Below are 21,721 nucleotides of genomic sequence, written 5' to 3'. Positions count from 1 at the left end.
AAACGCGGGGCTTTTTTGTTGATTGTGTATAGTTAACTGGTCACTTCACCGCTGTAGGTGCACAGAACACATTGTTTGCTTACATATTAACAACTGTATATCAATAACTTAGGTTAATATCCAATAAAATAAATGTCACGGCATGCGTATTGCCTTAACAGCAACAGCAGAGATGCTTATTACACAACAATTAATTATGAAAACTTTAAAATTAGCAATAGTAACTGCCATATTAGCTTTAGGCTTTAACGTGGCAAATGCACAAGTAAGAGTAGGCCTTCATATAGGCACCCCGCCACCGCGCCGCGTTGTAGTGGTTGAACACCCCGCACACTATCACCGTGAAGTGATTGTAGAGCGTGGTTATCCAAGATATCATCATGGCTATGGTTACAGAAGACATTATTATCGCCACGGCTATCGTCGTTGGTAACAAAAAGAAAAGCCCTGCAATTGCGGGGCTTTTCTTTTTTACTTCTTATCCATAAAATCATGTAAGGCTTGCTGCGTAAATTCTGACAGCACCAACTCGCCGCTAATAGCCGCCCGCTCCGCGAGTAGATCGTCCCAGTTTTCCGTGCCTTCCCACAGTATTTGTTTCAAGCCCGACAGGGCATCCGGATGATACGACGCTAATTTTTCCGCAAGTACGTCCAACGCCACATCCAGTTCCATAATATCCGCATAAACCTCGTTATACAATCCTTTTTCCCTGGCCCATTGTGCCGATTGGAAATCTGTAGCTCTAATCGTCAGTTGTGAAAAAGCAGGCAAGCCAATTTTCCTTGTCACAGCAGGCGAAATCACGAAGGGGCCGATACCTATAGCTAACTCACTCAGTTTAATGGCAGCGGCTTCTGTAGCCAGGCAATAGTCGGCAGCGGCGGCCAGGCCTACTCCCCCACCCACAGCTTTACCCTGCACTCTGCCAATTACAATTTTAGGCGATTTACGGATAGCATTGATGACCCTGGCAAAGCCCGAGAAGAATGCAGCACCCGCCCCTTTATCTTTAATTTGCAGCAACTCATCAAAACTGGCTCCGGCACAAAAGGTGCGGTCGCCCCCACTTTTTAGGATGATGACACGGGTTTGCGCGTTTGTGCCGGCTTGATCGATCTTGTCAGCAAGCGCCTCCAGCAAAGCTGATGGTAATGAGTTTTGCGCCGGATGGTAAAAACTAATGGTGGTGATACCACTATCGCCATAAAGTAGTGTAATCTCGCCGTTTGGGTTATCGGTCATGTTTATTTTTATTTGGGTAGATATCGCTCATCGCAATAAATAAAGGTATAGCTTTTAAAATCCAACATCATCGATTTTTAGCATAAATTTAATAATTTAGCTAGTAATCAAATATAAATGGTAACCGTCGAACAAGCCCGTCAATTTACTTTATCGTTACCAGGCGTTGAAGAATACGACCATGTTGGCCGCCCCGCCTTTCGTGCTAATGGGCGTACATTTGCTACTATGTGGGTAACGGACCGGCGTATGAACGTGATATTGACGCAAATCGATCAATCGGTATTTTGCGCTTTTGACCCAAAGATAGTTTACCCTGTGCCCAATAAATGGGGATCGCACCATGGCGCTACCCTTTTTGAGCTGGACCATGTGCGCGAAGATATGCTGCAAGATGCCATTACCACCGGCTGGCAAACCGTAATGGATAAGAAACCAAACCGTAAATCTCCCAAGAAATCATGAAACAAAAAATCAGACCCGTATACATGGCTGCATCAGCCATTTTGATTTGGATAGCGTTGGTTATTCAGTTTGATATTTCTATCGTTAAATACTTATCAGAAGGGCGCACATTAGGCGGCGCCATAGTACAATTATGGAGCTATTTTACTATTCAAAACAACTTTCTGATTGCGCTGGCAATCACGTTGCTTTGGCTTGCACCGACATCCCAATGGGGGCGTTTCTTTTCAAAACCATCTGTGCTTGGTGCGCTGTCGTTATATATCATCATAACATTTTTAGTATATCAATTTGTACTGCGCGGGCAACACGTTATGCTTGGCTGGTTTAAATTTTGCGACGAGGTTTTCCATACCGTTGCCCCTGTTTTGTTTGTGGTATTCTGGCTGGTATTTACCGCTAAAGCTATGATTCCGTGGAGCAAAGCTTTTAATTGGCTCATCTATCCAATGATTTATTTTATATACATCATTGTCCGCGGAGCGCTAACACAACTGTATCCTTACAGCTTTCTTGACCATAACAAACTCACGTATGGGCAAATAGCTGTAAACTTTGTTTTCTTGCTCCTTGCCTTCTTAATTGTGGGTTTTGGGGTTATCGGGATATCACGCTTGCGTACAAAGCGTTAAACCTTTTCGAACTGGCACGGTCTTTATACTATACACCGTATAAAACTTACAACTATGAAAAAGTTAATTATAAAAGTGGTTACCCTGTTGTTGTTTACATCAGTAGTCGCTTCAAGCTGTTCCTTAGAATATCGCCAACACAGAGCACACAGAAATGATCCAAATTGGCATGATGGCGATCACCACGACGATCATCATGATGACCATCATTACGACAATCACTAATAAACAAAACCCTGTTTCGAAACAAACAGGGTTTTGTTTTAGACCTCGCCCCACCCTCTCCAAAGGAGAGGGCTTTATTAACTTATTCACCAAAACGTAAAAGTCCTCTTCTTTGGAGAGGATATTGGAGAGGTTTTTTAAATTGCAGGCTTATCTCAACACTCCATGCACAAAGGTGGCTTTCTTAAAATATTTCTGATACTGGCTGTAGTCAGTTTTTTGTTTGATTGGTATGTTTTTAAAGGGCTAAAGACTTTTACCAATAACTGGCAGTCGCAAGTGGCACGGGCAATAGTTACGTGGGGTTTCCTGGTAGTATCAGTGGGTGTTACCATTGTGTTTTTGATAGGCTTTGGCAGCTTTACTACTGCTAAAGGCATGTTGCCTTTTCATGAGTGGATGCTGAGCTTATTTCTTACGTTTTTTATAACCAAGCTGATATTTGTATTGGTGCTGTTTTTAGGCGACATAGGTCGCGGCGTTGCCGGCATTGTTAATGTAGCTAACAAGCACAAAGATTCCGTCAGCAATGGCTACATCCCTGCACGGCGCAAGTTTATCAGTGAGCTGGCGATACTGCTGGCGGCTTTTCCGTTCTTCGGCTTTTTCTATGCCATGTTTCGTGGCAAGTATGATTACCGGGTGCATCGCCAAACTTTATATTACGAGGATTTGCCCGAAGCTTTCGACGGCTTTACCATCACCCAAATTTCTGATATACACTCCGGCAGTTTTGATAACATAAATGCAGTGCAGAAAGGTATAGACCTGGCCAACGCCCAAAAAAGCGACCTGTTCGTTTTCACCGGCGATCTGGTTAACAACGCCGCCTTTGAGATAGAACCCTACATGGCTAATTTCAGCCAATTACGTGCTCCCTACGGTCAGTTCTCTATATTAGGCAATCATGACTATGGCGATTACATTCAATGGGACAGCGAGGCCGAGAAAGCCGCAAACCTGGACAAGCTGAAAGCGCATCATAAAGCCTTAGGTTACCGCTTGTTATTGGACGAAAACCTGGAGCTGGAGAAGAACGGCCAAAAGATTTCGCTCATTGGTGTACAGAACTGGGGACGCGGATTTATACAAATAGGCAACCTTGACAAAGCGTTGCAAGGCGTCGACCCTAAAGCATTTAAGATCCTGCTATCGCATGATCCTACCCATTGGGAAGAACAGGTACGCTACAATCCGGCTAACATCCACCTTACGCTGGCGGGCCACACCCATGGCGCACAGTTTGGGGTAGAAACGGCAGGCTTTAGATGGAGTCCGGTGCAATACCGCTACCTCGACTGGGCAGGCCTGGCGCATGAACAGGACCGTTACCTGTATGTAAACCGCGGCTTTGGCTTCCTGGCTTTCTCGGGACGATTGGGCATCTGGCCGGAGATTACGGTTATTACTTTGAAGAAGAAAGTGGCATAGGTGATCTGATTGAAAATGTGGACCAGTTTGGACTACCTAAATCAAGACGCAAAATATTGCGTCTCTACATCTAAACGATAAAGGTTAATCCTGCTGCGATTTGGCAAGTGCTCTTTTTGACCACCAGCTTGTACCCAAATACACCAAAATAGAATACATAGCATATATCCCCAGATATATCCAAAAACTGTGTTCTTTACCTATTATTAAAACGGTGATTGTAGTTAGCAGAGCTGTGATACCCGCGCTAATTGCGCTTTTCATCATCATATAAAGCTAACTTATTGTGTCCATAAGTGCAAATCGCAATAATGGCCCGATTATGGCTTAGGTTAACCTAAATAACAGATCATGGCAAACCAACCTGCAAAATATAATCGCGATAACCGGGGTACTTACCTCAACAAACATAACTGGGAAGTAATGAAGCCTTTTGTACATTTTGGCTTTAAAGCTCTGGTGTTAATTGGCAGTGCGGTTATTGGCATCATCAAGTTAGTGCCGGCGTTGTTACGTCCCAACGATCAACCGAAAAAAGATACCCGGATCATAAAAATCTAAATACCGCACACTCGCTGTATTATAATAAACGGATGCTTTTCTAATAAGGCATCCGTTTTTTGTTGGCTTAATAACTAACCCTCTTTCCGCCAAAGGCGAAGAGAGGGTGGTCGAGCGAAGCAAAGACCGGCTGAGTCCTCCGCGTTAAGGATTGAAGTGGATACCGGCCTGTGATTAAGGCCTGAAGGAGCGGATAGTCTGGTCCGCCTAAAGGCGGAAACGCCATTAGCCCTGTTCGCCGGGTACTCACCCCGACTACTCCGCCTTAAGGCGGATGGTCGGCCCTCTCTTCTGCAAGCGGGAAAGAGGGTTATTACTTAAAATTGATTTTCTCACAAACCTTCAACCCGGTTATAACTCTTAAAGTAATTTTATCATCTTTGCGCAAATGTGTTAAAAGATGTTAATCACCTGGCGTGATCTAATTTTTAACATCTAAAATATAGATATTTACCAAATTGAATAAAACTATACTATAATCCATGCAGTACAAAAAAATCAATAACCTGTTAGGGTGGCTTTGCTTTGTAATAGCAGCAACAACCTATATTTTAACATTAGAGCCTTCTGTAAGTTTCTGGGATTGCGGCGAGTTTATCTCCTGCGCGTTCCGTTTACAGGTTGCGCACCAACCGGGTTATCCGGTATTTGCCATGTTGGGCAAGTTTTTCTCGCTGTTGTCTTTCGGCAATAATGCCAAGGTGCCGTTTTTCACCAACATGGGTTCGGCATTGGCTAGTGGCGGTACTATTATGTTCTTATTTTGGACGATCACTGCTTTCGCTAAAAAATTAATTCCGGCTAAAGCCGATGCTACCGACGACGAAGATACCACCCGCACTATACTAATTATGGGTGCAGGCCTGGTAGGCGCTTTAGCCTTTGCTTATACCGATACTTTCTGGTTCTCGGCAGTTGAAACCATTGTATTTGCGTGGTCATCGCTTTGTACCGCTTTGGTATTTTGGGCGATGTTGAAATGGGATGCCCATGCCGACGAGCCCGGTGCCGACAAATGGATTGTTTTCATTGCGTACGTTATCGGTTTATCTATCGGTATCCACTTATTGAACTTATTAACTATACCTGCGCTAGCACTGGTTTATTACTTTAAACGCAGCAGCAAAATCACAGTTAAAAGTGCCTGGATTGCATTTTTTATCAGTATTGTAATATTAGGTTTGGTGCAATTTGGTATCCGTAACTGGACTATCCAACTATCAGCCTACTTCGATTTGTTCTTTGTAAACACGCTGGGCCTTGGTTTTGGTACGGGTTCATTCTTCTTCTTCCTGTTGTTAATAGCAGTATTAGTTGCCGGTATTATTTACAGTATCCGCAAAAATAAACCAACCATGAACCTGGCATTTTTATGCGTTGCCTTTGTTTATTTTGGTTACAGCTCATTTATATACATCCCTATTCGCGCTACCGCAAATACTAATTTGGATAACTCGCACCCGGACAATGCATTTACCTTAAATGGTTACTTAAACCGTATCCAATACGGCGAAACACCATTGCTGAGCGGCCCTTATTTTGATGCGCAGATTATTGATCAAACCGACGGTGCCAACATGTACCGCAAAGGCGACACCAAATACGAGATCTCTGGCAAGGCACAAAACTTTGTTTATGATCATACCACCTTCTTCCCGCGTATGTACAGTACCGAGGGGCAAGATCCGGCTTTCTATCGTGAGTGGCTGCAAATGGGTCAGCAGGATAAACCTACCTTTGTAGACAACCTGAAGTTTTTTGTAAGCTGGCAAAGCTACATGATGTATTTTAGATACTTCATGTGGAATTTTGCAGGCCGTGTTAATGATGGCGACGGACAGATGCAAATGGGTGGCTTTAAAGGCTATGTAGATGGCGACTGGACCACCGGTATCATAGACAGCTTTAAACATTTGCCAAAAGCGGTTACAGAAAGCCGCACCCATACCCCATTGTTTGCCTTACCATTGATATTGGGCTTATTCGGCCTTTGGTATCACTTTAAAAATAAAAAACGCGACGCGCTGATTGTTGCTTTATTATTTTTCTTTACCGGTATGGCTATTGTTATTTATGTTAACCAGCCATCGGTACAACCACGCGAGCGGGATTACTCTTACGTGGGCTCATTCTACGCCTTTGCCATATGGATTGGCCTTGGGGTTGTTGCAGTTGCCGATGTATTAAGAAGAGCTTTGGCTAACCGTAATGCTGCCTTTGCTGCCATACTGGTGTGCCTGCTTGCCGTACCAACTGTACTGGCAGCCGAAGAATGGAAAGCGCATGACCGCTCTACTAAAATGATTGCGCATGATATGGCTTATAACTACCTCATGTCGTGCCCTAAAAACGCCATTTTGTTTACTTATGGCGATAATGACACTTACTCTTTATGGTATGACCAGGAAGTAGAAAACATACGCCCGGACGTACGTTTGGTTAACTTAAGCTTATTTACCGGCGACTGGTACATACGCCAGATGCAGCGTAAAATGAATGAGGCTGATGCATTGCCTATTACCATGCCTTTTGATAAATACAAAGACGGCGTGCGCGATGTATTATACTTCCGCGATGCTAAACTGCCCGGCTATACCGAAGTAAAAGATGTGTTTGATTTTATTTCGTCAGACGATCCGCGCGTAATGGCAACTTATCAAAGCGGCGAAACGGCTAACTACCTGCCAACCAAAAACTTTAAAATTACCATTAACAAAGATGATGTACTTAAAAACAACGTGGTACCTGCCGAGCTGCAGAGCTTAATTGCCGATACCATGAAGTTTAAATATACTTCAAACTATGTGCGCAAAGATAACCTGGCTATGCTGGATATATTGGCGCACAACAACTGGAAAAGACCTATCTGCTTTGCTATTACCGTAGGTAGCGAAAACCTGATTGGTTTGCAGCCCTATTTGTATAAAGAAGGTTTTGTTTTCCACCTGATGCCGTTAAAAGCTGATACTGCAGCAAATGACCAGTCAAGGGTAAACACCATGACCATGTACAACAACTTAATGAACAAGTTTAAATTTGGCCGATTTAAAACAGCTAAATACCTGGATCATGAGTCGACCACCATGTTCTACCCGGTAATGAATACTACCTTTATGGACATGATTCAAAACCTGATTGCCAAGGGCCAAAATGATTTAGCGCTTAAAGCATTACACAAATACGATGAGAATATGCCTGATCTGAAAGTAGATATGCGCATTACCGGTGCAAGGTTCTATATAGCACAATCGGCTTATAAATTAGGTGATGTTAACCTGGCCAACCGCTATGTAAACAGCATTAATGATTATGTGGTTGACCAACTGGAGTATGCAAACCGCCAGATGCAGGACAACACGGGCATGTTTAGTGGCCGCGATGTGCAAATGGGTGTTCAGCTGCTTTATGAAATGGCCGACGCTGCCAAGCAAAATCACCAAACCCAACTGGCCGGCAAACTGGACGCCGAGGGTAAAAAATACGAAACCGTATTTGGCGCCCTGTTTAGCCAACAGCAACAACAAGGCGGACCAGCAGGACAATAAAAATATCAGCATATAGGAGAAAGGCGACCCGGGAATGGGTCGCCTTTTTTGTTTGTTACCGCCGGGGGACTCACCCGGTCTTCACTTCGTTCGACCACCCTCATCGCCTGCGGCGGAAAGAGGGTCGACCAGCGTAGCGTAGTCGGGGTGAGTCCTACGCTGATAGACTGGTTCTACTCCGCATCCACAACACATCTAAAACCAATAGTGCCTGCCCTGTCAATACTTGGTGCCATGAGCAGGTATTTGCCATATTTATTAACCTCTAATGCCGGCGGAAAATACCAGCCCGATGTTTGGGCATGAAAGTAGCTGCTGCCTTTAATAATAGCAGTACGGCTATGCAGATCGTGGTATTCGTCCGTCCATTGCCAAACGTTGCCTACCATGTCTATTACACCAAACGGGCTGGCGCCTGATGGATAAGCATCCACAGCGGTTGGTTTACGCATGCTGCGCGTGGTATCTGCGGGCGGATAATTGGTCTTGATATCATCATTACCCCAGGGATATTTACGGCCATCGGTACCTTGCGCGGCATATTGCCACTCCCACTCGTGCGGCAGCCGTTTACCCGCCCATTTAGCATAGGCACGGGCATCATCTAACGACACCCAGGTTACCGGTTGGTTTGCGGCACCTTCGGCATAGTCGCCTTTTACCCAGTCTTTCAAAAAGTTATGACCATCGGCAGGATGATATTGGGTAGCTTTTAAAAACTGCTTAAACTGTTTATTGGTAACGGGGTACTTGTCTATGTAAAACGACGGCACACTCATTTCATGTTTTTGCGATCTCGACGGATGCGATTGCCAGCTATGCTGCACGCCCACAGCATCGGGCAGTTCATTACCCTCAATAATCACCCCTGCCGATTCAAATTGGTAGTTGTTGGTGCCGGGTATCTTTACCATACCGTCAGGCTGTTTGGCGGGGATTTTGGTCTTAGCTATCGCGATCATTTGTTGCGGGATAGGTCTCCAGTCGGTAGCATAAGTTTTCAGCTTGCGCTTACTCATGATGGACATATTATTAAGAAAGGCGTGCTCTGCTGGCTTCAAGGCGCCATCAGCAATCAATATAGCTCCGTAGCCAAATCCTTCAATATCAAAGCTTAAAACAGCCTTATCCCCTGCTAGCTCAGGCTTTAGCATCTTTCCGTTCCAAAGATCATAATAGGTTTGTCCTTTGTGATAAGGCAGGCTGATTTGTTTACCTTTAATTTCTACGCTATCGCGATTAATAAACGTATAAACTGTGCGCCCCGCTGACGGGAATTTAGATGCATAAATATTTTTTTGAAGTACGGGAATATAGGGCTCCCAATCTTTACTGCTCCAGCTATCCGGGTAAGCGTGGTAAACAGCACTGATACGGCGGATTGCTTCTGCATACCGCTCAGGGATCTGGTTCCAAACGGCCCAAACGTTCTCCCACGCGTTATAGCCAACGCCGTTAAAAAAAGCCCATTGCAGGTCGAAGGTTTTATCAATGGCCCAGCGGTTGGTTATGTTTACCTGGTGCTGTGGCTCGAGCCATTTGTAAATGGATACGCCGGGCGTTTGCTCATAATTAAAGAAATACCCCCAACTCAAGCGGTTCCATTCTAACATCTTAAGATTGCTTACAGACAACTCAGGCTGAAAAGCCAGCGGATAATTTTCGCTTTTGGTGTATTGATAAAAATCCTCAGACACGCCCAACATGGTATCGCCGTTCATGCCATCGGCTCCTAGGGCTTTCATCTCTTTAACCAAAGCTTCAGACATAGGCAATTGTATCTTTCGGGTACCATGATCCCAGATCATGATCGGGAAAAACACATGCACGCCCTGCGCTTTAAAATCTTTGATCATTTGCTTTACAGCTGCGGGTCCGCCGGGTAAATCTGCGGTCAGGTCAAATTGGTTGCGGTTATCTACGCCTATGTTTGGATAGGTGGGCCATATCAGCACTGCATCAATACCGCCATAGCGCTTCTTTAAATCGGCCAGGTAACGTGCAACGGTATATTTACGGGCAACAGGATCATAAAAAAAACGATCGTGCGCCATCATTTGCACATAAATGAAAGTATGGTTAACCCACTTCAGTTTGGGGTTAGCATATAAAGAGTTATCGTAATGCAGATCGGCCTTTTGTTTATTGCGCCAGTCCTTTAAACCGGCCAGCCATTGGTCGCGCTGTTCGTCGCTTACCGGTCCTTTAAATAATTCTCTCAAAGCACCAGCAAAAGCAGGCTGCTGCGCGCGTGCAGCAGCGCAAACAAACAGCAATAATAGAAGGCAAAATTTGCGACGAAGCTGGAATTGTATTGACATTTGATTGTAGATAAAATGCCAAGTTAGCAGAACCGAACATTACCGCCGCATTGTGCAAGAAATTTTATAACCATTTAATTAGAAACTAATTGTACAACCGCAAAGAGTAGCGCAAATACCCTCAAAGTATTTATTAGATATCATGGGCTTTATTTAACCCATAAATTAAATAAGTATCCTATAAGTATAATTTACAAACAATCGATTGCTGTACCTAATTTGTCCACCTTTAAAGCTTATTAAAATGCCGTTTTTAATAAAACAAAAGCGTGCTCCGGGGTTTATTGTTTTATATAGATATACAGTTTTATCAAAAATAAACGCCTTTTCTGATTTGCATTTTACGCAAAATAAGAATATTTTCAGGACGTTGATTGAGGAGTTGCATACGTAGCTTTTTAATGTTTCAAACATCTTATACAAAATGACACATCTCCCTAAAAAGATCATGATAGCTGATGACGATCCAGGTATTGTAGATGCTATTGAAATGTTGCTTGAATTTGAAGGATACCAGGTAACAACTACCGGCGACGGTGCCGATGTGCTTGACCTCAAAGACGAACTACCAGACTTATTGTTATTAGACATATGGATGTCAGGAGAAGATGGCAGGGATATCTGTAAAAAGCTTAAACAACTGGAAACCACCAAAAATATTCCTGTTATTATGATTTCTGCCAGCCGGGACATTAAAGAATCGGCCATGGCTGCCGGCGCTGATGATTTTTTAGCTAAACCATTTGAAATGAATGAATTGCTGGATAAAATCAAAAATCTTACTTAAATAAGTATCTATCGTTAATAGAAATTTTTTTATTTTTGCAACTCCCCTATTGAATATACCGTATATAGATGTTTACATACAGCTACCTTATTTCAATAGGAAATTGACAGACTTCAAGCCGCTTCCGGATCCAAAATATCAATATTGTCCAAGATGTGGCACGCCACACCATTACCAGTTACACAGAGGCTGGCTATTGAGGACACTTTTATTCTTTATACCTGTACGTAAATACTTTTGTGCCAGGTGTAAAAAGTCGTTTTTTGCCAAAAGGCTTTCCAGAGCTTAGGTGATATGGGGTATAGTGAAGCCAGAGATATAAAATCACAAACACATTTGGCTTAAAATGGTTATACTATAAATACCATTTGTAGTACCATGGCAAATTTTCAGGAAATCATAGCTTCAGAGAAACCCGTATTGGTTGATTTTTCGGCCGAGTGGTGCGGCCCCTGTAAAATGATGGCGCCTATTTTACAACAGGTTAAAAGCGCCATGGGCGACAAAGTAACCATCATTAAAATTGATGTCGACAAAAACCCGGCGGCCGCCAGTGCCTACAACGTTCAGGGAGTACCTACCCTCATGATTTTTAAACAGGGTCAAACCAAATGGCGCCAAAGCGGCGTGATACAAGCTAACCAGTTACAGCAAATTATAACGCAATATTTATAACCATTATTTAACAGCAATTTAGTTAGCAGTTCATACTGACCAGCTAAGTTTGAAATATAACAAACGATTGACACAAAAAGTAAATTTAGCACATACTATTTGTTGCTTCCTGCTGTTATAACCATATACTATCTGCCAACGTATAAACAGTAAGAGAAAGGCTTTTTAAACCGGGAGGTGCATCATGTCACAGCAAACAGGATTTATGCCGCAGCGCCAGTTCCACGTATTGGTAAACGACGCTAATGAAGAACTAAACATTACCGTTATGCCCAGCAACGAAGGCAACTTCAGGGTAATTAAACACGGCGAGGTTTTGGGTGAGGTTACGTACACACCCCAAAACAAAATTGTTTGCTACAAGGGCCGTTTAAAGAAAGCGGTGATGGATCAACTGGAAAAGCACATTAGCCACTACCGATCTTACGCCTTTTAAAGCCTACTCAACAAAGATTTGTTTCTGGGTGATATCAATAACGCCTTTATCATTATTAAGGCTTATACGCACCACCATGTGGTACAGTATGCTTTCGTAGATATAAATATTGTAATCTTTATCAGATCCGCGGAAGTTCTGGATGAGCAGACTTGCTTTGGCCTGCCCTGCCAAATTTATCACGTCCTGCGGGTTAGGGCTAACGTAACTGATGGTGTGTAATATGCCGCCATTTGCAGTTTTGTACCCTTGCCCTAAAATAATGGTTTCCTTTTTGTTTTGCACCACGCCGGTAGTTTGATAGTGTTCAACCACCATACCGTTCTGATCTTCGCCATATTGCAGCGCCCAGGCTTTGTTAGCAGTTAGATTGTTGCCAGCTTGCTCATTATTCAGGCTGGTCATGTTAATGAGGTTAAGCAAACTTGTGCTTTGGCCAAACGCATGCGCGCAGCTTAAATAAATTGCAATAGTTAACAGGCACTTTTTCATTTAATTAATACAGGGTATATCTGCCTTAAAAGTAAAGATTTTTTGCAATAATTATTTAATGTTTTGAATACCAGGCCACCAGTAACAAAACCATTTGGTTGTAGGTATCCATGCCATGCGGTTGATTGTTAGCCTTCAGGTAATCATCATAAAATATACCGCTAATGAGGCTAATTTGCCCGCGGTAGTGCTGCCAGTAGGCCCGCTCTGCCCGAAAATCGGCGCGTACAGCTTTGGAGATGTGTGTTTTCAGTTCGTTATTAGCAACGGTATCGCGGCGGCGCAGGGCGCGCATGCATTCGTCCAGCGCACTTTGGTAAGCAGAATAGCGCATCAACCTGTCTTTAGATTTTATGCCGATTAAAAAGCCCGAAAAGCTGGCTTCGTCCTCAAAACCATAACCTAGCTGGTGCGACATTTCATGGCAGGCCACAAAGGACCGTTCAAAATAAGGTTGATTAAAGTTCATCTGCGCCTCGCTGGTGAACGGATTGTAATAGCCCGAGGTGCTCAGGTAATTCATGAGCGGGGTAAGCAGCGATGGTTTGATATGCGGATGATAAGCGCGAAAGTTGACCGAATCTGCCGACATTTGATTAACAGCTTTTACAGCGGTTGCGTAGATAGCCTGATTATCCTGTGTAGTGTCAGCGGCTGTAAGGCGTGCGCGGGCAATGTTAGTACTGTCAATAATCATGCAGGTAATGTCCTGCAGGCGTGCGGTGGTGTAACTGGTATCGCGCAGGCCCAATCGACGGCCCATCGACGGCCGGTAGTAGTTCAGTCCCCAAAACAAATAAAATATCAGCATGCCGGTTTGCACACCGATGATAACGCCCAGCAACAGGTTGCCAGCTTGTTTAAACTGCTTTTTAAAAAGCAGCATGATCAGCCTTATAAAAAGATAGATCAGGTAAATAACAACCGCTATGTAAATAACATCGCCAACACTAAAAGGGATGATGTTAAATAGGGGATGAAATATTTTGCAGATGAGTACGTAAACACCCTCTGAGTAATACTTTTCGACCGCGTGGGGGTGGTCTTCAAACAAGCCCAGCATAAACAACATTATCGCCAATATCGCGATAGCTAATAGTCGTTTTTGTAGTTGATTGAGGCGTTTTGGCATCTATACAAATATAGTCGCGTTAAGCAAAAAAAATAGCGATGGGGTTAAAAGCTTGATAAAAAACGTCATTGCGAGGTACGAAGCAATCGCTACACGATAGGTAAGTAATATTATCCGCCTGGCGCGCAGAAATTGCTTCGTACCTCGCAATGATAAGTTGGAAAATAGCGGCAAAAAAATAGCGATGGGCTTAAAACCCATCGCTATTTAAACGTTTTAAATCGCTTTAGCTTATTTAACTGTTACCGATACAGCAGTAGTTTCCCAAACTAAGTCAAAACCTGTTTTGGTAACCGTGTATTTCATACGCTCGGTCATAGGTACACTTTTAGGCGTAACAGTAGCAACTACAACATCTTTAGCCGGGTCGTCATTGGCATCGCCATTATTTTTTATACCCCACTCGCCCAATTGAGAATTGAAAATGATTTTCCATTCTTTTTGGCCAGGCGTAGCAAATACGCTGTATTTACCGGCAGGTAAAGTTTTGCCGCCAATGGTTACGTTTTTGTCTGTTGTAAAGGTGGTAGCCTCGTTTGCACCTGCTCTCCAGGTTTTATCGAAAGGAACCAGTCCGCCATAGATTTTACGGTTACGTACAGAAGGTGCGCCATAGTTGATGCTGATATGAGCACCATGAACCACACCCGATGTGCTGTCGCGCGGACTAAGCGGCGCTTTCTTTTGCGCGAATGAAACGGTAGAGATTAAAAGTGCAACTGCAAACCCTGCAATGGCTTTTAATAAAAATGCTTTTTTCATGTTTTTTGGTATTGATTTACGGTAAAGATAGGTCGATTTTTGATGGAAACAACCTTTTTAAAAAATTCGTCAAACCGCTCAAACTATGTTCAATATAAGATGTTATAACAACAGAATTCACTTTGCAGTTAGGAATTGACTGAGGGTTTCATAGCCCAAGGTTAAACAATTGTTGTGAGTTGGCCCTTGTCTCTTTGAGGCAAGGGTTTTTTTGTGACCTATTTTTAGCATCACGCTTAAAAGCCTTATTATTACACTTTATTTGCAGGGATGAAGAATAAAGACAAACCCGTTTACTTATTGCTGTTTGTTTTGGCGTTTGCGGTTAACGTGGCCGGCATTAACGTAAATTTCTTCACCGACGACCCCGGACTGTACGCGGCCATAGCCAAAACCATGCTACATAAGCATGATCTGCTGCAACTCTACACTTACGGACAGGATTGGCTGGACAAACCGCATTTCCCCTTCTGGATGATTGTGCTGAGCTTTAAGCTCTTTGGCGTAAGCGTTTGGGCCTATCGGCTGCCTGCTCTTTTATTCTTTTTGTTAGCTGCGCGATATACATACCTATTCGCCCGTAAATATTATGATTGGGAGGCTGCTGCGGTTGCCGTACTGATCTTGATGACCTCGCAATACATCATCATGTCAAACACGGATGTGCGTGCCGAGCCTTATTTGATGGCGCTGGTTATTGCATCCATATATCATATAAGTAACCTGAACGACGAGTTTACATTTAAGGACCTGCTGCTGGCCGCCCTGTTTACCGCCTGCGCCATCATGACCAAAGGCATCTTTGTGATTGTAGCGATATACGGCAGTTTGCTGGGCCAGGCGATATTTACGCGCAGGTTTAGCAGTATTTTTAAACCCCGGTTCTGGTTGCTTTATTTACTAACGCTGATCTTCACACTGCCCGAGTTTTATGCGCTGTATATCCAGTTTGATCTGCATCCTGAGAAATTGGTTTTCGGCAAGCATGGTGTATCCGGCATCTGGTGGTTTTTGTGGGATAGCCAGTTTGGCCGCTTTGTAAACAACGGACCGATAAGCCGCACTAAGGGCAGCGATATTTTCTTTTATGTGCATACCCTGTTGTGGGCCTTCGCGCCCTGGTGCTTGCTGTTTTATTACGCAGTTTATAAATCTATCCGTAAAATATATTTCAAAACAGGTTTGGCAGAATATTACACCTTGAGCGGCGGGTTGTTACTACTAGTACTATTCTCGCTTTCAAAATTCCAGCTGCCGTTTTATGCCAATACGGTTTTCCCGCTGTTTGCTATAGTTACGGCACCTTATTGCTACAGGCAGCTATCTGTAAGAGCCAATAAATTCAGACTGGCCAACCAGGGCATCTATATCATTTTGTTTACGATTGTGGTGTTTGTGATCAATATCTTTTTAAAACCGGCCAGCCAGTTGTTTTTTGTGGTGGATTGCGTTTTATTTTTCCTGCTGATATCGCTTATCGGCAAACAAGTGAAAGATCTGCATCGCAAAGCATTTTTTATCAATTGTTCGGCCGTGCTCTTTGCCAATTTTTACCTCGCGATGGTGCTATATCCTGTACTAACCAGTTACAACGGGCAGATCCCGGCGGCGCAATACGTCAACCAACATAATTATACCAATATTTATTCGGGGCGGATGGAGAGCAATGTATTCCAGTTTGAGTGCAATAACCCGGTTACCTTTTTACCGGTGGAGAAATTTAAAGACATGAATGCGCCGGGATCGGTGATGTATGTAACGCAGTACCTGCTCAATTACCTCAACAATAACCACATCCCCTACCACCTCCTAAAAAGTTTCACGCATTACCCTCAAGAAAGAATATTACCGGCTTTTGTTAATACCGATACGAGGGAGAAAGTGTTGGAGAAAGTTTATCTGATCAGCCGGTAAATTTGCGCCTCAACTCATTAACACCATAGGTGTTTAACGTCGGTAGCACAGAAAAACAACCCAAAAATTCGTGCCGTTAGGTACGAAACTTGCGAAGTTGCATACCTGACGGCATGCCATGATTTTATATTATTAATATCTACCGACCTTAAACACCTACAGTGTTTTTTGACTTGATTTATAGGTAATAACTATTCGGTTTCTTTATCTTCTTCCCAGTAAATAGTATCCAGGAATATGCTGTTTTTGGTGGCCACGTCAGCCTTTACCTTTTCTAAGGCGGCTTTTACATCCGCTTCGTTAAGGTCTTCAGTAAGAGTAAAATGATGTATAACGTACCCGGTTTTACTGTTAATAAACTTATAATGTTTTTTCTCGGCTTTCATGTACGCTGGTATTACTATAACCTGAACGTAGTTTAAGCGGTATTGTTTGCAATTTAACTATCAGTATCCTTAATGTTGTATACCAACACTACAATTAATGCACCTAACAAGGCAATTAGCCCGAAAGATAGCTGCAAACCCGCCGCTTGCGCTATGAAACCAATAAACGGCGGCACAATTAAAAAACCAAGGTAACCGATTGACGAAATGGAAGCCAGTGCAGCCCCGCTGCTCATGATTGTTGACTTTCCGGCCATTTGGAATACCATAGGTACAATGCACGATACCCCCAGCCCTACCAGTACAAAGCCGACCATAGCCGGGATGGTATAAGGCAAGAAAACGGCCATTAATAATCCGCAGAAAATAAAGATGCCGCTCAACCTGAGTACGCTTTTTATACCAAAACGATTTACTCCGGCATCGCCCAAAAAGCGGCCCGAAGTCATGGCAATCATATACACCACAAAGCTACCTGTAGCGGTAGAGCGCGGCACGTGGACCACTTTATTAAAATAGATACTGCTCCAATCGTACATGGTATTCTCGCAAGCCATACTGGCGAAGCAGATGAGCGAGAATATCAGCAGCGATTTATCGGGCAGCGTAAACAGCTTCTTCTGCGGCTGCGGTACCGGCGCCTGGTAAATAGTCCCTTTGATAAATAGTAGCGTTAAGACAATCAGGATCAGGCTGGCGCCCAGCAAATGATATTCGGTTGCTATGTTGTAATACACCATGAAATAGCCCGCTGCCGCTCCTGCAAACCCGGCCAGGCTCCAGATGCCGTGAAAGTTGGCCATAATAGATCTGTCGTACATAGCCTGCACCGCTACCGCCTGGGCGTTGGTAGATATATTGAATAAATTACGTGCTACCCCAAAGCAAAACAACACTGCCACCAATTGCCAAACGGTAGTGGCAAAACCTATCAGGGCCAGCATTACCGCAAAAAACAAACTGCCGAAGAACATAATGCGCCGACTGCTATGTTTGCTTAAAAGCTTACCGGTTACCGGCAGCGTAAGCAGCAAACCTACCGGCATGGCAAATAAAATGCCGCCCAACTGCGCCTCGTCTAAATGGAGTTGATGCTTAATAGCCGGTATGCGCGATGCCCACGATGCATACCCAAACCCCGACAGGAAAAAGAAAACCGCGTTGGCTAAACGCAGCTGCCGGGGCGTTCTTATTTTGGGTGATAGCTGATTAATCATGGCGCTGCAAATTTAAGAATTGCCATCGTCATAATCTTTAAGTATTATTACAGTATGGATAATATAACCGAACCCCAAGCTGTACCGGCACCTGGCATACCAAAGGCAAAAATCATTACCGGTATAATTTTGGCGTTTCTGTTTCCTTTAATATTATCGGCTTTGATTGCCGGATCGTCTTTAACTTATGAGCATAAAGTTTACTATTCGCGCTTTATTTTTTGGACCGAGGTTGGCTTGCTCTGGCTCTATGCCCGCTTTGTAGAAAAGCAAAATTTATTGATCTGGACCGAGAAAGAATCGGGCTTTAAATTTCTTTTAAAATCAATATTAATTTTGTACGCGGTGGGCTTTTTGGCACAGATTGTTTCGGCCATTCCCACCCTCCTGGGCTTTAAAGAAAGCAACGCGGTAATGAAGCAAATAGCTGCTACAGTAAAGGGGCACCCTATCCTAATTGTGTTTATCAGCTTTACGGCGGGTTTTTGCGAGGAGATGATCTTTAGGGCATATGTATTTACCAGGCTTTCTCTGCTGATTAAAAACAAGTATATCCCCATTATCATTTCGGCAGGGATGTTTGCCCTGCTACATTATAAGTACAACAGCCCGCGCGAGTATATTTTTTCTTTTTTGATAGGCGTTATCATGGCGGTTCATTACCAGCGTTATGGCAACATCAAACCGCTGATTATTGTACACTTTTTAATCGACGTAGTCGGCCTTGTCCTGGCAGCGCAATATTTAAAATAGTCGCCTTAAAAAATCAGCACCAGCGTACCGCTAATGATCAGCCCTGCAGCAATGCCTGTTTTAAGAGAGATAGACTCGCCCAGGAAAACCGCGGCTAAAACAATGGACAGCGCTACGCTCAATTTATCCACCGGTGCTACCTGCGAAACTTTGCCTAGTTGCAAAGCTTTAAAATAACAGATCCAGGACAGCCCCGTCGCGCAGCCCGATAAAATCAAAAAGATCCAATTTTGCCTGGTCAGGTTAGCAATACCACCGTTGGCACCTTTAACAAAAACAATGGCCCAGGCTATGATAATGATCACTACCGTGCGTATGGCAGTGGCCAGATCGGTATCAACTCCTTTTATGCCCACCTTAGCAAAAATGGCCGTAAGCGCCGCAAACAGCGCAGATAATAAAGCATAGATCCACCACATCGAATTTTTATTTTAATTGTGTTATACAGATAAAGATCGGCAACAAATCTGTATAAAACTTGTTGCCGACTAATTTATTGATAGCTTTACTATACTAACCAAAATCTAAGTATTTGCAAAAATCGGCAGCATCAGCCCAACCATCTATAATTACACTACTCATAGGCGTAATTATAGCTGCGGCCTGGCCAATTGTATTTTATAACCTTATAGTTGGTGCCCATTTGCCAGCTGTCACTTCCATTATTTGCAGCCAATTAGGTTATTGGGTAGAACTTGCATTTTTATGGTGGTATGCAGACCAATTTGAAAATCAGCCGCTGCTTATCTGGCAAGAAAGACAATCAGGGTTTAAGTTTATCTTAAAATGGGCCATTATTCTTTTTGTATTGACGGTAGCCATTAACTTACTGTCGTCTGTTATGTCTTTACTGGGGTTTCCTCAAAATAAAGAACTAGCCCGTCAAATTGCCCGGTTCATGAACGGACGCTGGTTATTAATTACTACAATAGCAACTACCGCCGGCGTAACCGAAGAGATTATTTTCAGGGGGTATATTTTAACACGGCTGTCGGTGGTGTTAAAACATAAATATCTTCCTATCGTAATTTCGGCCGTGCTATTTTCGTCAATGCACTATTCCTATCATAGTGCCCACGAATTTCTTTTCACCTTTTTGTTTGCTGTGATAATGGCTGTCCATTATCAAAAATATCGCAACATCAAACCACTTATTGCGGCTCATTTGCTATTCGACTGGCTGGGTTTTACGTTCTTACACTATTTTGTTAAGTAACAATTTGTAGCAGGCTACTATTACTCCAATTTTTATACAGATTATATCTTTATTTTAGCTGGATAAAGAGCATTGTCGTACGGCGATGACTCACCCCGACATCGCTCCGCTCGTCGACCCTCTCTTCGCCTTCGGCGGAAAGAGGGTTGTTCAATGCGACTTAGACTTATGAAGTTTTAAAAACTTCGTAAGTCTGCCTACCCTCTTTCCCGCTTGCGGAAGAGAGGGTGATCCAGCGAAGCGTAGATCGGGTGAGTCCAGTAAGCGACACAGAAATACAACAACCATACATGAAAAGGCTTCTAAGCGTCATTTTTTCAATCTTCCTCACCACTACAACGCTGGCGCAAAGCCTTTCATTAGATCATTACCTGGAGGTTGCCCGTGGTAATAGCCCGTTACTTAAAGATCTGAATAACCAGATAGCCTCTAACCAACTGGATAGTCTGCGCCTGCGTGCCGGCCTTCGCCCGCAAGTGGCGGTAAATAGCGGCGGTTTGTATGCACCGGTAATCAATGGCTATGGTTACGCCCCGGCTATTACTAACGAGCATGTTTTGGACGGGTTATTGGGCGTAAATAAAGCAATCGTAGGCAGTAAAAATATTAATGAGCAGGTGCAGACGATTACGTTATCAACACAGTCGGTGGCCAACTCGGTCAGAATTTCGGAACAGGATTTGAGAAAATCTGTCACCGCGCAATACATTACTGCTTATGGTAGTTTGCAACTGTTTGATTTTAATAAAGAGGTGGTATCGCTACTTGAAAAAGAAGACGAGGTGCTCAAAAAACTCACCCGCGCCAACGTCTACCGCCAAAGCGATTATCTGACCTTTTTGGTGACACTTAAGCAGGCACAGCTTCAGCTTTCCCTATCGCGGGCGCAATACAAGAATGATTACGCAACCTTAAACTATTTAGCCGGGGCTAACGATACTACACTGGTAATACTGAGTAAACCTGATATCAGCAGAGCTATAATTACCGACCCGGCCAATAGCATCTACTTTAAGCAATTTCAAACCGACAGTTTAAAGTTGATCAACAGCCGTCGCCTATTGGACTTTACTTATAAACCCAAATTGAACGCCTTAGCTGATGCCGGTTTTAATACCGACTTTACCGGGCAGGAGTATAAAAACTTTGGTTTTAGCGCAGGTTTTACCTTATCTATCCCCATCTACGATGGTGGCCAACGTAAATTAGCTATCAAAAAACTGGATTTGAATGAAGATACCCGCCAAAACTATAAGGCGTTTTTCGACAGGCAGTATCGCCAGCAATTGGCGCAGCTAAATCAACAATTGGCCGAGAACGAGGCCCTGCTGGCCCAGGTGACCGACCAAATGAAATATGTAGAAAGCCTGATTAAGGTAGATACCCAGCTTATGCAAACCGGCGACCTTAAAATTGCCGACTTAATTTTGGCTATTAACAACTACCTAACGGTAAAGAACCTGTTTACGCAAACCACCATTACCGGGCTGCAACTGGTAAACCAAATTAACTACTGGAACAAATAA

Annotated in this window: 22 protein-coding genes; 14 read left to right on the top strand and 8 right to left on the bottom strand. The window is 43.6% G+C overall.

Features of this window, described 5'->3' with window-relative positions:
* Positions 1-196: 196 nt before the first annotated feature.
* On the top strand, positions 197-433 hold the full coding sequence (locus HB679_RS00505; RefSeq protein ID WP_214069980.1) for a hypothetical protein: 237 nt from the start codon (positions 197-199) through the stop codon (positions 431-433).
* Positions 434-471: 38 nt separating this feature from the next.
* On the opposite strand, the gene HB679_RS00500 is transcribed toward HB679_RS00505, so the two are convergent.
* Complete coding sequence (locus tag HB679_RS00500; protein WP_214069979.1) at positions 472-1,245, bottom strand: enoyl-CoA hydratase/isomerase family protein; 774 nt, start codon at positions 1,243-1,245, stop codon at positions 472-474.
* A 117-nt stretch (positions 1,246-1,362) separates the two neighbouring features.
* On the opposite strand from HB679_RS00500, the gene HB679_RS00495 reads away from it, so the two are divergent.
* From HB679_RS00495 to HB679_RS00470, 6 genes are all read left to right on the top strand, one after another.
* The gene (locus tag HB679_RS00495; protein WP_214069978.1) at positions 1,363-1,710 is read left to right on the top strand and encodes an MmcQ/YjbR family DNA-binding protein; all 348 of its coding nucleotides are present in this window, start codon (positions 1,363-1,365) and stop codon (positions 1,708-1,710) included.
* Positions 1,707-2,342 (top strand): Pr6Pr family membrane protein, encoded by a 636-nt coding sequence (locus tag HB679_RS00490; protein WP_214069977.1) that lies wholly within the window; start codon positions 1,707-1,709, stop codon positions 2,340-2,342. Before HB679_RS00495 ends, HB679_RS00490 begins: the two co-directional genes overlap by 4 nt.
* Positions 2,343-2,396: 54 nt before the next feature.
* Positions 2,397-2,567, top strand: coding sequence for a hypothetical protein (locus tag HB679_RS00485; RefSeq protein ID WP_214069976.1), 171 nt, complete (start codon positions 2,397-2,399; stop codon positions 2,565-2,567).
* Positions 2,568-2,732: 165 nt separating this feature from the next.
* On the top strand, positions 2,733-3,998 hold the full coding sequence (locus HB679_RS00480) for a metallophosphoesterase (RefSeq protein ID WP_214069975.1): 1,266 nt from the start codon (positions 2,733-2,735) through the stop codon (positions 3,996-3,998).
* A gap of 351 nt (positions 3,999-4,349) precedes the next feature.
* The gene (locus HB679_RS00475; RefSeq protein ID WP_214069974.1) at positions 4,350-4,559 is read left to right on the top strand and encodes a hypothetical protein; all 210 of its coding nucleotides are present in this window, start codon (positions 4,350-4,352) and stop codon (positions 4,557-4,559) included.
* A gap of 482 nt (positions 4,560-5,041) precedes the next feature.
* A complete protein-coding gene (locus HB679_RS00470) occupies positions 5,042-8,104 on the top strand; it encodes a DUF2723 domain-containing protein (protein ID WP_214069973.1) in 3,063 nt (1,020 codons plus the stop codon).
* Positions 8,105-8,277: 173 nt separating this feature from the next.
* On the opposite strand, the gene HB679_RS00465 is transcribed toward HB679_RS00470, so the two are convergent.
* On the bottom strand, positions 8,278-10,425 hold the full coding sequence (locus HB679_RS00465) for a formylglycine-generating enzyme family protein (protein WP_214069972.1): 2,148 nt from the start codon (positions 10,423-10,425) through the stop codon (positions 8,278-8,280).
* Positions 10,426-10,849: 424 nt separating this feature from the next.
* On the opposite strand from HB679_RS00465, the gene HB679_RS00460 reads away from it, so the two are divergent.
* From HB679_RS00460 to HB679_RS00450, 3 genes are all read left to right on the top strand, one after another.
* Positions 10,850-11,212, top strand: coding sequence for a response regulator (locus tag HB679_RS00460; protein ID WP_214069971.1), 363 nt, complete (start codon positions 10,850-10,852; stop codon positions 11,210-11,212).
* 378 nt (positions 11,213-11,590) lie between these two features.
* The gene (gene trxA, locus HB679_RS00455) at positions 11,591-11,887 is read left to right on the top strand and encodes a thioredoxin (protein WP_214069970.1); all 297 of its coding nucleotides are present in this window, start codon (positions 11,591-11,593) and stop codon (positions 11,885-11,887) included.
* A gap of 184 nt (positions 11,888-12,071) precedes the next feature.
* Positions 12,072-12,323 carry a hypothetical protein gene (locus HB679_RS00450; RefSeq protein ID WP_214069969.1) on the top strand — a complete coding sequence of 84 codons (252 nt, stop codon included), beginning with the start codon at positions 12,072-12,074 and terminating at the stop codon, positions 12,321-12,323.
* A 3-nt stretch (positions 12,324-12,326) separates the two neighbouring features.
* Here HB679_RS00450 and HB679_RS00445 read toward each other — a convergent pair whose 3' ends face one another.
* The 3 genes from HB679_RS00445 to HB679_RS00435 all read right to left on the bottom strand — a co-directional run bounded on the left by HB679_RS00445 (position 12,327) and on the right by HB679_RS00435 (position 14,709).
* Complete coding sequence (locus HB679_RS00445; RefSeq protein ID WP_214069968.1) at positions 12,327-12,815, bottom strand: hypothetical protein; 489 nt, start codon at positions 12,813-12,815, stop codon at positions 12,327-12,329.
* Between the two features lie 55 nt (positions 12,816-12,870).
* On the bottom strand, positions 12,871-13,947 hold the full coding sequence (locus tag HB679_RS00440; protein ID WP_214069967.1) for a DUF3810 domain-containing protein: 1,077 nt from the start codon (positions 13,945-13,947) through the stop codon (positions 12,871-12,873).
* Between the two features lie 231 nt (positions 13,948-14,178).
* On the bottom strand, positions 14,179-14,709 hold the full coding sequence (locus tag HB679_RS00435) for a DUF2911 domain-containing protein (protein WP_214069966.1): 531 nt from the start codon (positions 14,707-14,709) through the stop codon (positions 14,179-14,181).
* A gap of 270 nt (positions 14,710-14,979) precedes the next feature.
* Here HB679_RS00435 and HB679_RS00430 point away from each other — a divergent pair, with 270 nt between their 5' ends.
* Entirely contained in the window at positions 14,980-16,623 is a 1,644-nt protein-coding gene (locus HB679_RS00430) for a glycosyltransferase family 39 protein (RefSeq protein WP_214069965.1), read from the top strand.
* 191 nt (positions 16,624-16,814) lie between these two features.
* On the opposite strand, the gene HB679_RS00425 is transcribed toward HB679_RS00430, so the two are convergent.
* Entirely contained in the window at positions 16,815-17,009 is a 195-nt protein-coding gene (locus tag HB679_RS00425; RefSeq protein WP_214069964.1) for a hypothetical protein, read from the bottom strand.
* Between the two features lie 53 nt (positions 17,010-17,062).
* The gene (locus tag HB679_RS00420) at positions 17,063-18,226 is read right to left on the bottom strand and encodes an MFS transporter (RefSeq protein ID WP_214069963.1); all 1,164 of its coding nucleotides are present in this window, start codon (positions 18,224-18,226) and stop codon (positions 17,063-17,065) included.
* A 54-nt stretch (positions 18,227-18,280) separates the two neighbouring features.
* Between HB679_RS00420 and HB679_RS00415 the strand changes: the two genes are divergently transcribed.
* Positions 18,281-18,979 (top strand): type II CAAX endopeptidase family protein, encoded by a 699-nt coding sequence (locus HB679_RS00415; protein ID WP_214069962.1) that lies wholly within the window; start codon positions 18,281-18,283, stop codon positions 18,977-18,979.
* Between the two features lie 5 nt (positions 18,980-18,984).
* Here HB679_RS00415 and HB679_RS00410 read toward each other — a convergent pair whose 3' ends face one another.
* Positions 18,985-19,398: an EamA family transporter gene (locus HB679_RS00410; RefSeq protein WP_214069961.1), complete on the bottom strand. Its 414-nt coding sequence runs from the start codon at positions 19,396-19,398 to the stop codon at positions 18,985-18,987.
* Between the two features lie 113 nt (positions 19,399-19,511).
* Here HB679_RS00410 and HB679_RS00405 point away from each other — a divergent pair, with 113 nt between their 5' ends.
* A complete protein-coding gene (locus HB679_RS00405) occupies positions 19,512-20,195 on the top strand; it encodes a type II CAAX endopeptidase family protein (protein WP_214069960.1) in 684 nt (227 codons plus the stop codon).
* 290 nt (positions 20,196-20,485) lie between these two features.
* The gene (locus tag HB679_RS00400) at positions 20,486-21,721 is read left to right on the top strand and encodes a TolC family protein (RefSeq protein WP_214069959.1); all 1,236 of its coding nucleotides are present in this window, start codon (positions 20,486-20,488) and stop codon (positions 21,719-21,721) included.

Source organism: Mucilaginibacter sp. dw_454 (assembly GCF_018449775.1).
In the GTDB taxonomy this organism is placed as follows: Bacteria; Bacteroidota; Bacteroidia; order Sphingobacteriales; family Sphingobacteriaceae; genus Mucilaginibacter.
The sequence above is the reverse complement of the archived record's forward strand: the minus strand, read 5'-3'. Positions and strand labels throughout refer to the sequence as shown.

Coding starts and splice junctions, on each gene's coding strand:
- HB679_RS00505 (WP_214069980.1), top strand. CDS start 197: ATGAAAACTTTAAAATTAGCAATAGTAACTGCCATATTAGCTTTAGGC.
- HB679_RS00500 (WP_214069979.1), bottom strand. CDS start 1,245: ATGACCGATAACCCAAACGGCGAGATTACACTACTTTATGGCGATAGT.
- HB679_RS00495 (WP_214069978.1), top strand. CDS start 1,363: ATGGTAACCGTCGAACAAGCCCGTCAATTTACTTTATCGTTACCAGGC.
- HB679_RS00490 (WP_214069977.1), top strand. CDS start 1,707: ATGAAACAAAAAATCAGACCCGTATACATGGCTGCATCAGCCATTTTG.
- HB679_RS00485 (WP_214069976.1), top strand. CDS start 2,397: ATGAAAAAGTTAATTATAAAAGTGGTTACCCTGTTGTTGTTTACATCA.
- HB679_RS00480 (WP_214069975.1), top strand. CDS start 2,733: ATGCACAAAGGTGGCTTTCTTAAAATATTTCTGATACTGGCTGTAGTC.
- HB679_RS00475 (WP_214069974.1), top strand. CDS start 4,350: ATGGCAAACCAACCTGCAAAATATAATCGCGATAACCGGGGTACTTAC.
- HB679_RS00470 (WP_214069973.1), top strand. CDS start 5,042: ATGCAGTACAAAAAAATCAATAACCTGTTAGGGTGGCTTTGCTTTGTA.
- HB679_RS00465 (WP_214069972.1), bottom strand. CDS start 10,425: ATGTCAATACAATTCCAGCTTCGTCGCAAATTTTGCCTTCTATTATTG.
- HB679_RS00460 (WP_214069971.1), top strand. CDS start 10,850: ATGACACATCTCCCTAAAAAGATCATGATAGCTGATGACGATCCAGGT.
- trxA (WP_214069970.1), top strand. CDS start 11,591: ATGGCAAATTTTCAGGAAATCATAGCTTCAGAGAAACCCGTATTGGTT.
- HB679_RS00450 (WP_214069969.1), top strand. CDS start 12,072: ATGTCACAGCAAACAGGATTTATGCCGCAGCGCCAGTTCCACGTATTG.
- HB679_RS00445 (WP_214069968.1), bottom strand. CDS start 12,815: ATGAAAAAGTGCCTGTTAACTATTGCAATTTATTTAAGCTGCGCGCAT.
- HB679_RS00440 (WP_214069967.1), bottom strand. CDS start 13,947: ATGCCAAAACGCCTCAATCAACTACAAAAACGACTATTAGCTATCGCG.
- HB679_RS00435 (WP_214069966.1), bottom strand. CDS start 14,709: ATGAAAAAAGCATTTTTATTAAAAGCCATTGCAGGGTTTGCAGTTGCA.
- HB679_RS00430 (WP_214069965.1), top strand. CDS start 14,980: ATGAAGAATAAAGACAAACCCGTTTACTTATTGCTGTTTGTTTTGGCG.
- HB679_RS00425 (WP_214069964.1), bottom strand. CDS start 17,009: ATGAAAGCCGAGAAAAAACATTATAAGTTTATTAACAGTAAAACCGGG.
- HB679_RS00420 (WP_214069963.1), bottom strand. CDS start 18,226: ATGATTAATCAGCTATCACCCAAAATAAGAACGCCCCGGCAGCTGCGT.
- HB679_RS00415 (WP_214069962.1), top strand. CDS start 18,281: ATGGATAATATAACCGAACCCCAAGCTGTACCGGCACCTGGCATACCA.
- HB679_RS00410 (WP_214069961.1), bottom strand. CDS start 19,398: ATGTGGTGGATCTATGCTTTATTATCTGCGCTGTTTGCGGCGCTTACG.
- HB679_RS00400 (WP_214069959.1), top strand. CDS start 20,486: ATGAAAAGGCTTCTAAGCGTCATTTTTTCAATCTTCCTCACCACTACA.